General features: G+C 38.9%; 12 protein-coding genes. All 12 read right to left on the minus strand.

The window, feature by feature from the left end:
• On the minus strand, positions 1 to 1,498 hold a 1,498-nt coding region (locus ACT2CV_RS08950; protein ID WP_464974062.1), incomplete at its 3' end, for an autotransporter outer membrane beta-barrel domain-containing protein.
• 162 nt (positions 1,499 to 1,660) lie between these two features.
• On the minus strand, positions 1,661 to 2,245 hold the full coding sequence (gene slyD / locus ACT2CV_RS08955; RefSeq protein WP_464973386.1) for a peptidylprolyl isomerase: 585 nt from the start codon (positions 2,243 to 2,245) through the stop codon (positions 1,661 to 1,663).
• A 55-nt stretch (positions 2,246 to 2,300) separates the two neighbouring features.
• Positions 2,301 to 3,020 (minus strand): SIMPL domain-containing protein, encoded by a 720-nt coding sequence (locus ACT2CV_RS08960; protein WP_464973385.1) that lies wholly within the window; start codon positions 3,018 to 3,020, stop codon positions 2,301 to 2,303.
• 70 nt (positions 3,021 to 3,090) lie between these two features.
• Complete coding sequence (rraB, locus tag ACT2CV_RS08965; protein ID WP_464973384.1) at positions 3,091 to 3,522, minus strand: ribonuclease E inhibitor RraB; 432 nt, start codon at positions 3,520 to 3,522, stop codon at positions 3,091 to 3,093.
• Positions 3,523 to 3,617: 95 nt separating this feature from the next.
• Positions 3,618 to 4,598, minus strand: coding sequence for a carbohydrate kinase family protein (locus tag ACT2CV_RS08970; RefSeq protein WP_464973383.1), 981 nt, complete (start codon positions 4,596 to 4,598; stop codon positions 3,618 to 3,620).
• Positions 4,585 to 5,469 (minus strand): ketose 1,6-bisphosphate aldolase, encoded by an 885-nt coding sequence (locus ACT2CV_RS08975; RefSeq protein ID WP_464973382.1) that lies wholly within the window; start codon positions 5,467 to 5,469, stop codon positions 4,585 to 4,587. Before ACT2CV_RS08975 ends, ACT2CV_RS08970 begins: the two co-directional genes overlap by 14 nt.
• Before the next feature lies 1 nt (position 5,470).
• Positions 5,471 to 6,151 (minus strand): D-lyxose/D-mannose family sugar isomerase, encoded by a 681-nt coding sequence (locus ACT2CV_RS08980; RefSeq protein ID WP_464973381.1) that lies wholly within the window; start codon positions 6,149 to 6,151, stop codon positions 5,471 to 5,473.
• 39 nt (positions 6,152 to 6,190) lie between these two features.
• Positions 6,191 to 7,102, minus strand: coding sequence for a fructokinase (gene mak, locus ACT2CV_RS08985; protein ID WP_464973380.1), 912 nt, complete (start codon positions 7,100 to 7,102; stop codon positions 6,191 to 6,193).
• 70 nt (positions 7,103 to 7,172) lie between these two features.
• Entirely contained in the window at positions 7,173 to 8,102 is a 930-nt protein-coding gene (locus ACT2CV_RS08990) for an ABC transporter substrate-binding protein (protein WP_464973379.1), read from the minus strand.
• Between the two features lie 34 nt (positions 8,103 to 8,136).
• Entirely contained in the window at positions 8,137 to 9,108 is a 972-nt protein-coding gene (locus ACT2CV_RS08995; RefSeq protein WP_464973378.1) for an ABC transporter permease subunit, read from the minus strand.
• A 32-nt stretch (positions 9,109 to 9,140) separates the two neighbouring features.
• The gene (locus tag ACT2CV_RS09000) at positions 9,141 to 10,652 is read right to left on the minus strand and encodes a sugar ABC transporter ATP-binding protein (protein ID WP_464973377.1); all 1,512 of its coding nucleotides are present in this window, start codon (positions 10,650 to 10,652) and stop codon (positions 9,141 to 9,143) included.
• A 250-nt stretch (positions 10,653 to 10,902) separates the two neighbouring features.
• Positions 10,903 to 12,372: a xylulokinase gene (gene xylB, locus ACT2CV_RS09005; RefSeq protein WP_464973376.1), complete on the minus strand. Its 1,470-nt coding sequence runs from the start codon at positions 12,370 to 12,372 to the stop codon at positions 10,903 to 10,905.
• Positions 12,373 to 12,417 lie beyond the last annotated feature (45 nt).

Genomic DNA, 12,417 nt, shown 5'->3' on the forward strand with positions numbered 1-12,417 from the left:
TATTCGGTTTTACCTCTGGTTTATTTGGCACTACCGGTGGATTGTCCGGTGTTACCTCTGGTTTATTTGGCACTACTGGGTCTGGCAATCTTGCCTTTAACGACCAATAATAATCATTGCCGATTTTTAATAATTGCGCTTCGCCACCGTTTTGCGTAGGGGATTTACCAACAAATAAATTATTTGCGTGTTCGCTCGCTACCTTCACAACAGGTAATGATAAGAACTGCTCTTCTGTGGTTTGTGTAATATCGCCCCATATGCCATTTTTAGTTTTTACTGTGGTGATACCATCTGGATTAATATTACCTTTAATATGCAAGGTATCCGTACCCGAAGTTTGAGTATCTTTATTCCATAAAGAATCCACTAAAAGCAAACCACCACCTTTATAATTTTCAACAGTAAATTCTGTGAATTTCGGCGAATTGGTACCATCTGCTAAATCTAATATACCTAAATGCTCAAAGTTTTTTGCTTTAACATCCGTAGCACCTACAGCTGCGGGATCTGTTTTTCCAATATTGGTTAATGAGAAGGTAGCACTAGGTTTTAAATCTATTAAGTATGAAGTTTTAAAACTATCAAACGTATTTTGATCTTCAATACCTACTGTGCCTTTATTGATTCTGAGCAATCCAGTCGTGATCGCTTTATCACTATTTTTAAACAAAAACAGAGATTCATTAGCATTATGCTGAATAGATATGGATTCGCCATTGAGAGGCAAAATAATTTTTTCTTCAGCCAATTTATTTACAACTAAGTTGGCCCATATAGTGATACCTTCTGCAAAATTAACAGCTCCCCCTTTTGTGCCATCATCACTACCTATTTGTAAATTTCTAACAATTAATGGTTTTTGAACAATCAAATTTCCACTGCGATTAAACACTTTATCTAACCATACTTGCCACTTACCATTAATCTCAAGGGTACCACCATCTTCTAAATACACTTCACTGTCTAAAGTTGATATTCCTCGTTGTCCTAAATTTAAGGTAATTTTTGAATCTTTACCTTGAACATAAATACGAGCAGTTTTGGGTGCTGGCCCATTTGGTGTATCATATCCAAAATAATTATTATCATGTACAGCATTAGATTGGATTAATTCAGCACCATTTGTCACATAAAGCGTACCTTTGGAAGATGAACCTCCCACATTTAAACGATTATTAATAATTTCAATTTTTGTACCAGCACCATCAACTATTAATGTACCATCACCTGTTCCATTATTTCCAACATGAATTTCACCTGTTTTTAACTTCGTACCATTATTTACTATGACCTTCCCAGAAGGTCCAGGACCAATATACAGATCGCCAAAACTATAATATCCACCAGAATCAGCTTGCTTACCAGCTAAAGCATCACCAATGATTGGCTTATCAGGTTTTTCAAGCACAGTTCCTTCAGCAAACATATCAGCATAGGCAAATTGCAATAGGAAGAAGATATTAGAAAGTATTAGGGCTAGTTTTGTCTTTTTCATAAAAAATTTCCGCTTAAGTTTACAACTACGCAATATTATAAATTTTTTTGAAAAAAGTATATTATTCACTCAGAATTTGATCAAAAAATTACTGAAATAAACATAATTAAAGCCGAAATAACGCATGTCATTTCGGCTTTATCTAATTAATGGAAGGATTTATTAATGGTGTCCGCCACAACCGCAACCACCGTGTCTATGGTCATGATGATGGTGGTGATGTGCACCGCCACAGCAACTATGACCTTCATCTTCATGATGGTGGTGACCACAACAACCACCTTCTTGGTGGATATGACCATGTGCGATTTCTTCTAAGGTTGCTTCACGTGTTGCTACAACTTCTACATTAAATAAAAGTTCTTGACCCGCTAACATATGGTTACCGTCCACCACAACATCACTTTCACCTACTTCTGTGATGATCACTGGTAATGGTCCCATATCTGTATCCGCAATAAAACGCATACCCACTTCTAACTCATCAACACCTTGGAACACTTCTTTTGGTACACGTTGCACCATATTTTCATTGTATTCGCCATAACCTTCTTCTGGTTTAACACGCACTTCAAATTTATCGCCAACTGCTTTACCTTCCAACGCATTTTCCAAACCAATCACAAGATTATTATGACCTTGGAGATATTCTAACGGTTGATTTACAGGTGCTTCATCCACTAATACACCATCTTCTGTACGAACTTGATAAGCAATGCTTACCACAACATTTTTTGCTACTTTCATATTATTCTCCTCAAAATAAAAGTGTGTTCATTCTAGCGGAAATCACCGCAAATAGCTAATTTTCAATTAACTCAATTTGCGCATCCACACGCGCTTTCACGCTGGCTTTACCGCCCTCTAATCGCACAGGCTCTGCCATTTTTTCACTGCTCATTGACACCGCAGCATAAGGCATAGCACGATTATAACGCATATCATAATTAGGCTCATTTAAGCTTGGCATATCTAAAGATAAAATGTGGTACTCTTTTGCTTGTAATGACTGTTTGATTAAATCTGCTTTATGACGGAACTTAGCCAACGCCTCTTTTGATAAATCATCTTCTAATTTACCCAACGCTTCCGCAGATAAAATAGAATCAATGTTCTCAATAGAAAGCACATCAGAAACCTCTTCGATCAATTGTGATAAGGCATAAAAATCTTTACTTTCTAACACAAATTCTGCGCGCTCTAACCAACCATTTTTACGCCCTTTTTCGTTATAATTCACATTGGTATAACGATTATTGCTTTTAATTTCAACCGCTGATTGCGCTTTAATTTTTGCTAACACTTGTGCCACTTTATCGGAAACTGTTTTATGTAACGCTTTCAAATCCGCATTTTCTTCCTGCACAAACAATTTCACTTGTAATACATCGAAAGGCACATTTTTTTCCACTTCAACGCTAAAACGCACTGTATTTTTTGGCTCATCACCTTTCACTGTATCAGTCGCGAGCGCAAAACAAGGCAATGCCAACAAGGATAACCACAATGCTTTATATTTCATAAAAAACTCCTAAAAAAATCACCGCACTTTACGGATGTTCCTTTGACCGAAAAGTGCGGTGAAAATTCAATTATTTTTGTTCTTCTTCATCATCAAATTCATCTTCGAAGAATTCGCCATCATCGCCGTATTCATCTTCGTCTGCATTGGGATCTTCAAAATAAGTGCCCCAACCATCGTATAAACCACCATGCTTAGTAATCAATGGCAAGAGTTCTTTTTGTTGCGCATCAATAATTTCTGGTTTTAATTCCACCTCGGCAATAATATCAAAGCAGAATAACAACTTGTCATTATCATCTTCAAATTCTTCCGCTTCAGAAACCTCATAACCCGCTTTAAACGCATCCACAGCGATTTTTTCTAATTTATCAAAATCATAATGCGCCACATGATGCTCAACAATATAAAGCGCGTTAGGATCGCTGCCATCATTGAATAGATCTGTAATAATTTCTCGGGTTTCTGCCTGCAATTCCGCTGGTGTTGGGTGATTAGCCATGTTGTTATCCTCTTAAGCTAAAAAGTTGGCTTATACTAGCACGAAATAAAAAAGTGCGGTGGATTTTTCATAGATTTTATGAGCGAAAATTCACATCATTCCGATTGCTGAATAAATGCTTGTAGTTTCGTATAATCGACTGCACCGCCCGTCGCTGATAATGAAAATAGGTTGAAATAAGCCATCCCATGCCCTAATTTTAAAATATCAGGGAGATCAAGATGTTGATGTAAACCATACAACACTCCTGAACAAAAAGCATCTCCGGCACCTAAGGTACTAATAATTTGGCTTTTATCTAACCAATAGGAAGGTTGTATCGCTAATTTATTGCTTTTATCTACTGCGACAGCCCATTTAGGATGGTGCACAACCACAGTCTCTCTAACACCTCGCGCCATCAAATCCTGTGCCATTTGTTGCAATAACGCTACATTAGATTCTTTATCTTCACAATTCGTTAACCATTTAGCTTCGACATCATTAATGATCAGATAATCTATATCAGAAAGAATGGGTAATATTTGTTGATTAAAAAGCTGCTTATCTGAAACAGACACCAAATCAATAGAAATAAGAAAACCATGTTGTCTTAAGTAGTTTAAACTTTGTTTTAGTAATGTAATTTGTCGTAATTTAGGCAATAAAGGGAGATAAGCAATATGTGCAATTTTTGCATAGGGTTGAATATTCACTATTTGTTCTACACCATATTCAGCCATTGCGCCAATATAATGAAAAAATGTGCGTTCACCTGTTTGTGAATTAATCATCACGTCTGTAAAGGAGGTGGGCAAATCAAACTTAACGACATTTTCTATATTAAGATTTTGTTGACTCGCCTGTTCCAAGATAAACTGCCCTTCACTATCTTTACCTATTGCGCCAGCTAAATATAAAGGCAACTGGGGATCAAGTTTAGCCAAATTAAACAATACATTAGTACAACCACCTCCACAATGGCGCTCCATTGTGGAAATAGTTGCTAACATTGATTCTTTCGGGTAATCAGAAATGACTAAGGCGCGATCAACTAATAAATTGCCAATCGCTATAATGCCATTACGCATTGTCATATAACTTAGCCTTATTCACACTACCAAATATATTCATTTGCTCCGCAACGGTATGACTAATTGCTTTACGCATATTTTCCATCATCATTGGATAGTAATTATATTTGGTCTCAAGCTCAGCAGTTTTAATCACCGTTTCCAAGCATTGCAAAGCTGATTGTGACATACCTGTGAAAAAGTTAATTTTACAAATACCAAGTTGAATTGTTTTTTGGAAATCTTCCACACTTAGTCCTGAACCGCCATGTAAAACCAAAGGTACTGAAACTGCTTGGTGAATTTGAGATAAGCGTTGGAAATCTAATTTTGGAACACCTTTATATTTACCATGTGTATTACCAATAGCAACCGCTAAAGCATCAATTCCTGTTTCTTGTACAAATTCAACTGCTTGATCAACTTTGGTATATAACGCTTCATCAGCACAACTTTCTAAAGCACCACCTTCATCACCACCTACTGCGCCTAACTCTCCCTCAACAGAAATACCATAATTCTTACATAACTCGACCACCTTACGCGTATGAGCAATATTTTCTTCATAACTTAATTGCGATCCATCAAACATAATTGATGAAAAACCACATTTAATTGCACGTTCTATGGTAGAAAACGTTAAACCATGATCCAGATTTAAACAAACAGGCACCCCTGTTACTTGCGCTTTTTTCTTGATATATTCCGTTGTCGATTCTAAATCAAGGTAAGGTAAATGAACTTCAGCTACATTAATAATAACCGGTGATTGTTGCTCTTTAGCCGCAGAAAAAACTGCATCAACAAAGTTAGAATCAATTGCATTAAATGCACCAACCGCAAATTTATGTTTATTTGCAACAGCAAGTATTGATTGTAAATTTAATAATGCCATTTTAAGCTCCTATATAATTTGAGTAGTCACTGCATAACAAATACATTGGCGGTTCATCTTCATCAATTTGAGAAAAACGTCCTAGAGGTTCCAAAAAACGATTATCGGTCAAATCATCATTTGCCATTGATACTTCTCCAGCTAATACCGTATCACCTTCTGCCCAAAAACTATGATATAGCAATTGAGGTAAACAAATACTTTGCCCTGGTGCTAATCTGACAACCTCACCCGCAGGAACCGTTAATTGCTTACCATCAACAGTCACCTGAATTTCTGTTTTCTCATCCAATAAGTCGGTTTGTTCATCTCGCTTATATAAACGAATGGCTAAGGTGCCACCACCGCGATTAATGATGTCTTCCATTTTCTTCCAATGGTAATGCATTGGCGTAATTTGCCCCTCTTTGACCATCATAATTTTTTCAGCGTAGGGCTTATTATTCAAGCTTGACTGATTACGTAGCGTAAAGAGGGCTAAGCCAAATTGAGTGAAATTATTTAGATTAAAGTCGGTGACATCCCAACCAAGACGGGCGTCCAAGATCTCTTGCTGAGAAGACAAATCGATTTGCTGCCAATCGGATAAGCGATAATGTGCAAAACTTGGTAAATGGAAGCAATAACGCTGCATAAGCGCTTTTGCTTCGTTAAGGATTTGATTAATTTCAGAACGTTTCATATTGCGCCTCTTAACCAGAAAAGTGCGGTGGATTTTTGCTTATTTTTCTAACGGCCACAACCAAGCTGCACCACGTACACCGCTCGAGTCACCATGTTTTGCTTTTCTAATTGGTGTATTGAATTCTTTACCAAAAATATAATTTGGCATTAATTTTGGTACGTTTGTATAGAGGCGATCAATGTTGCAAACACCACCAGCAAAGACAATGACATCAGGGTCAAGCATATTGACATAGGCTGCTAAGGATTTAGCTAATCGACGTTCGTAGGCTTGAATAGATTGTTCTGCTAACTCATCACCTTGTTCAGAAAGTGCTAAAATTTCATTACCTTTGAGGCGTTTTCCAGAACGGCGTTCGTAGTCATCACATAAGCCTGTGCCTGAAATAAACTGTTCAATACAACCATGTTTGCCACAATAGCATTGGTTGTTTCGGCTCACTTCTTGTTCTTCTTCATCTTGCCAAGGCAATGGATTATGTCCCCATTCACCGCCAATACCGTTACCACCATTATGTGGCTTACCATTAATCACAATACCCGAACCACAGCCAGTGCCTAAAATTAAGGCTAAAACCACCGCACTTCCTGCACCAGCACCATCTGCCGCCTCGGAAACTGTCATACAGTTAGCATCATTTGCCACTCGTACTTCACGATTTAATAGAGTACACAAATCTTTATCTAAAGGTTGTCCATTTAACCACACTGAGTTGGCATTTTTGACTTTGTGGCTAAAAGGCGAGACCGTTCCAGGAATACCAATACCAACCGTCCCCGTTTGTCCCGTTGCCTGTTCAGAATCATCCACTAAACTTTTAATGGCTAATAAGGTTTCCTGATAAGAACCTCGCGGAGTGGCAATTCGTTTGCGAAATAACTCTTCGCCTTCATTAGACAGAGCGATCACTTCAATTTTTGTACCACCTAAATCAATACCAATACGCATAACAACCTCATATTTATTCATTGCTTAAAAGAAAGAAGGGACGGTATAAACCGTCCCTCGTGTCAGACGATTATTTTACAGTCCAACCTTTATAGTCTTTGATATTGTCACGATTAATTAAGCTTACGGGGATTAACACTGGCTCTTTTGGCGCAGGTTTACCTTGTAAAATATCGTAACCGATTTTCACCGCTTCAGCTGCCATCACTTGTGGATCTTGAGCTGGTGTACCGATAAATAATGTACCATCTTGTTTTAATGCTTCTTCAGCATCTGGCGAGCCATCTACACCAAGAATAAAGAATTCATTGCGTTGTGCTTGTTTTGCCGCTAAATCTGCACCAATTGCTGTTGGGTCATTGATAGCAAATACCGCATCAATTTTCGGATGAGCGATTAATAATGAAGTCATTACTTCTAAACCACCCTCACGACTACCTTTTGCATTTTGGTTGTGAGATAACACTTTGATGTCAGCGTGTTTAGCAAACACATCTTGGCAACCTTGTACACGATCTTGTACTGCTGATACTGGTGGTCCATTGATGATAACAACATTACCTTTACCATTTAATTTATCAACGATAGTTTGACACGCAATTTCACCCGCTTGGTAGTTGTTTGAAGTTACTGTTGCATCTGCACCATCCGCAGCTACGTCAACTGCAACCACAACAACACCTGCATCACGTGCACGTTGCACTGCTGGCCCAATACCTTTTGAATCCGCCGCATTTAAAATAATCATATCGGTTTTCGCAGCAATAAAGTTATCAATTTGAGCCACTTGTTGACCTAAATCATAACCACTGGATACAGAAACCACATTCACTTTGTCACCAGCTAATTCTTTTGCTTTTAACTCCGCACCTTTAGCAATTTGCACGAAGAATGGGTTAGCAAGATCCCCTACAGTAACACCGATAGATTTTAACTCTTTTGCTTGCGCAAAAGGTGCCACTGCTAACATTAAAGATACAGCTAAGGTTTTTAATTTCATTACAATTTCTCCTCTTTGAAGTTTGAAGTGAAGTTTAAGCTGAACGGGTACGGTATTTATCGATTAAGACAGCTACGATGATTACCCCACCTTTAATAACGAGTTGCCAGAAATAAGACACGCCCATTAATGTCATACCATTATTTAAGGTTGCGATAATCAAGGCTCCAATAAGCGTACCTGTAATAGTACCGATACCGCCCACAAAGCTGGTGCCACCTAAAATAACAGCTGCAATCGCATCGAGTTCATAACCGACACCAAGGTTACCATTGGCGCTGTATAAACGAGATGCACTCATTACCCCACCTAAGCCTGATAATAGGCCACTGGTAGCATAAACGAAGATTAAAACCACAGACACTTTGATACCTGTCAAACGTGCTGCTTGTAAGTTACCGCCCACTGCATAAATATGCGTACCTAATGTGGTGCGGCGTAAGATAAACCAACAAATTGCGATGGTCGCGAAAGCAATAATCACTAACCAAGGGACTGAACCTAGATAACCATTACCAATCCAACTAAATGAAATTTTTGAGTTAATCACTGTTGTACCATCTGCAACAAGGTAAGCTGCACCACGAAGTGCGGTGTAAGTACCGAGCGTAACGATGAATGGTGGTAATCCAGCAAAGGCAACTAATAGGCCGTTGAAAATCCCCATCCCCAAACCAGCTAACAGGGCTAAAGGTACCGCAAACTCTGCTAGTGCAGGGTTTAATGAAGTGACTAATCCAATAACGGCAGTTACCCCTAATATTGAGCCAACAGAAAGGTCGATCCCCCCAGTCAAAATAACGAATGTCATCCCTGCTGCCAACACAATATTAATAGAAGCTTGACGTGTAATATTCATCATATTGGCTTCGGTCATAAAGTTTGGTGCAACAAATGAAAAGACAATTACAATTAAAACTAAAATTGGCAGAATACCCATGGCTTGCATGCTATCTGCCAGCGCCATTTTCTTAAATCCTGCTTTTTCTGGTTGTGTTGTTCCCATTTTACTTCTCCTCAAATATGAATTCTGCTCAGTTATTCCGCGCCACAAGCAAATGCCATAATGCGCTCTTGATTAATATCATCACCTGTTAATTCGCCTACGGTATAGCCTTCTCGCATCACATAAACGCGATCGCTCATGCCCACAATTTCAGGTAATTCACTGGAAATCATCAAAATTGCCACGCCATTTTTCGCCATTTCGATCATCATGCGGTAGATTTCACTCTTCGCACCAACATCCACGCCTCTTGTTGGTTCATCCAAAATAAAGAGTTTTGGATTAATCGCTGCCCAACGAGAAAGTAACACTTTTTGTTGGTTACCACCTGATAAACCACTCACATTCACATTGGCACTCGGCACACGCATTTTTAATCCTTCAATTGCAGCTTGTGTGGCTTCTTTGCCTTTTGCTTGGTTGATCACCATCATGGTTGCATCGCGTTCCATGGTTGCCATAGTGACATTTTTTAAAATATTTAAATCAAGGAATAACCCTTCTTCCTTGCGGTTTTCAGGTAGTAATGCCACATGATGAACAATGGCATCTCGTGGAGAACTAAAACTAATTTCACCACCACTTAAGTAAATTTTACCTTTTGTCGCAGGTTTTACCCCAAATAATAAATGGGCTAACTCTGAGCGACCTGCGCCAACTAATCCAGATAAACCAATAATTTCACCCGCTCTCACTACTAACGAAGCATCCTGTACTTTATTGCCATCGGACAAATTTTCTACTCGCAATACTTCTTCGCCAGCAAGCACTTTTTCTTTATTAAATAAATCTGTTAGCGGACGACCCACCATCATTTGCACTAAGGTGGATGAATCTAAATTCTCACGCGTGAGCGATCCCACATATTTGCCATCACGTAGCACACTCACACGATCTGCTAATTCATAAATTTCCGCCATACGATGACTGATGTAAATAATCGCCATACCTTCATCGCGTAATTTTTTCACTAACGCAAACAAACGTTCGGTTTCACGCGAAGAAAGTGCCGCTGTTGGCTCATCCATGACTAAAATGCGACTATTACGATGTAAGGCGCGTGCAATTTCAACTTGTTGTTGCTCTGCAATGGTTAAAGAAGAAACTTTTTGCGTGGATTGAAATTGCGCACCTAAACGATCGAGCACTTTTTGTGCTTCTTCTGCCATGGTTTTACGATCTAAACCAAAGAAATTTTTGATTTCACGCCCTAAAAAAATATTTTCTGCTACAGTCAGGTTTGGGGAAAGATGAATTTCTTGATAAATCAAGGTAATACCTGCTTTAATCGCATCATTAGGCGAAGAAATATTGAAAGGCTGTCCATCAATCTTAATCTCACCAGCAGTGGCGGTATAAGCCCCTGCCAAAATCTTCATCAACGTACTTTTGCCTGCTCCATTTTCCCCCATTAACGCATGAATTTCGCCACGATAAATGGATAAATCCACATTCTGCAAGGCATAAAATGAACCAAAACGTTTCTGAATACCTTGCATTTCAAGGAGAGGAAGAGGAGTCGAAGCACTGTTCACTTGTTCCATCTTAAAAATCCTCTGTCACATTAAACATGGTAGAATTTAAACATAACCATATGAATACACAATGTAAATTTGCTTCGTAGCCTCTGTTTTTTCTGATTATGTGAGCTATATCACGAAATAAAACGCGTAGGGAAAATCAATCTCAAACGATGAACTAAAAGTGCGGTGGATTTTTGTGCTACTTTTATGAAATAGGAATGGAAAATGAAAGGTGAAAAAATAGGCTAAGTTAAACTTAGCCTAATTCATGTTAATAATATTGTTTTAGATAGCCTAGATAACGCTGATAAACTTCCTCGTATTTCACCGCACTTTGTGGGTTAGGTTGCACCTTGGATTGTTCATCTAAATGCACGAATTCACGACATAGGGTTTCCAAATCTGCTTCGCCATTTGCCCACATTGCCTGAATAGCACCACCCAATGCTGCCGCCTCTTCTTCCTGTAAGCAAACCACTTCAGCATTCATTATATCAGCAATCATCTGCCGCCAAACCGCACTTTTCGCACCACCACCAATTAAGCGAATTTGTGAAGTCGATAAACCAGCTTGACGGAATAAATCTAACCCATAACGCAAAGTAAAACTCGCCGCTTCCATCATCGCTCTGCATAAATTGGCTTGTGTAAAGTTCGCTGCATCAAGTCCTAAAATACTGGCTTTCGCTTGCGGTAAAGCCGGCACACGCTCACCGTTAAAGAAAGGCAAAATTGAAATACCCTCTGCACCAATAGGGCTTTGCTGGATTAATTCATTAAATTGTTGAACATTTATTTGTAATAAATCCATCATATTTTTATTGGCAGAGGTCATATTCATCACACAAATTAATGGTAACCACCCACCACTGCTCGAGCAAAAATTCGCAATTTCCATTGGCAATGCAGTTAATGGCTGATCCGTATAAGCATAAAGCGTACCCGAAGTACCCAAACTCATGGTGGCAATACCTTGCTTAATATTACCCGTACCAATCGCCCCCATCATATTATCACCACCACCTGTGGCAACAATCACATTGTCAGATAAGCCAAGTAAAGCGGCAATTTCAGGACGCACTGTGCCTATTTTCTGTTGAGCAGACACCAATGTCGGCAACACCGTATTAGCGTCTAATTCAGGGGCTAACAAGGCAAAGGCTTTATGATGCCAAACACGATGAATCACATCAAAATAACCCGTACCAGAGGCATCACCATATTCCATACAAAAATGACCTGTTAGCCAATAATTGAGGTAATCATGCGGCAACATAATTTTTCTAATACGTTGATATTGTTCAGGATAATGTTTTCTAAACCATAAAATTTTAGAGGCGGTATATCCCGTTTGAGGCATAATACCTAATTCAGCAAATGCCTGTTGCTGACCGCCCAATAAATCGATGAATTCTTGATTCTCTTGCGCTGTTTCCGTATCACACCATAATTTTGCATTATACAAAGGCTGATCATGCTCATCTAACATAACCAATCCATGTTGCTGCCCAGAAACTCCGATGCCTTTAATCAAGTGCGGTTCAATTTTTGCCATTTTTATGGCATCACGCAATGCACTAATTAAGGCATCAACCCACCATTGTGGCTGTTGTTCACGCCGCCCATTACTCTGTTCAATTAACTGATGCGCGGCATACCCCACACCAATCACCTTTTTGTTTTGGCTATCAACAACAATCGCCTTTGTCCCTTGCGTACCGCAATCAATCCCAATATACATTTTCTCCTCCAAATGAAAAGTGCAGTATAAAATTGTTAGAAATTA

It is taken from the genome of Reella acinonychis, from assembly GCF_052384575.1.
GTDB lineage: Bacteria > Pseudomonadota > Gammaproteobacteria > Enterobacterales > Pasteurellaceae > JBQSUQ01.

Excerpts from the sequence above, each read along its gene's own strand:
- mak (WP_464973380.1), bottom strand. The coding sequence starts at position 7,102 with ATGCGTATTGGTATTGATTTAGGTGGTACAAAAATTGAAGTGATCGCT.
- ACT2CV_RS09000 (WP_464973377.1), bottom strand. The coding sequence starts at position 10,652 with ATGGAACAAGTGAACAGTGCTTCGACTCCTCTTCCTCTCCTTGAAATG.
- ACT2CV_RS08990 (WP_464973379.1), bottom strand. The coding sequence starts at position 8,102 with ATGAAATTAAAAACCTTAGCTGTATCTTTAATGTTAGCAGTGGCACCT.
- ACT2CV_RS08970 (WP_464973383.1), bottom strand. The coding sequence starts at position 4,598 with ATGACAATGCGTAATGGCATTATAGCGATTGGCAATTTATTAGTTGAT.
- ACT2CV_RS08960 (WP_464973385.1), bottom strand. The coding sequence starts at position 3,020 with ATGAAATATAAAGCATTGTGGTTATCCTTGTTGGCATTGCCTTGTTTT.
- rraB (WP_464973384.1), bottom strand. The coding sequence starts at position 3,522 with ATGGCTAATCACCCAACACCAGCGGAATTGCAGGCAGAAACCCGAGAA.
- ACT2CV_RS08975 (WP_464973382.1), bottom strand. The coding sequence starts at position 5,469 with ATGGCATTATTAAATTTACAATCAATACTTGCTGTTGCAAATAAACAT.
- slyD (WP_464973386.1), bottom strand. The coding sequence starts at position 2,245 with ATGAAAGTAGCAAAAAATGTTGTGGTAAGCATTGCTTATCAAGTTCGT.
- ACT2CV_RS08980 (WP_464973381.1), bottom strand. The coding sequence starts at position 6,151 with ATGAAACGTTCTGAAATTAATCAAATCCTTAACGAAGCAAAAGCGCTT.
- xylB (WP_464973376.1), bottom strand. The coding sequence starts at position 12,372 with ATGTATATTGGGATTGATTGCGGTACGCAAGGGACAAAGGCGATTGTT.
- ACT2CV_RS08995 (WP_464973378.1), bottom strand. The coding sequence starts at position 9,108 with ATGGGAACAACACAACCAGAAAAAGCAGGATTTAAGAAAATGGCGCTG.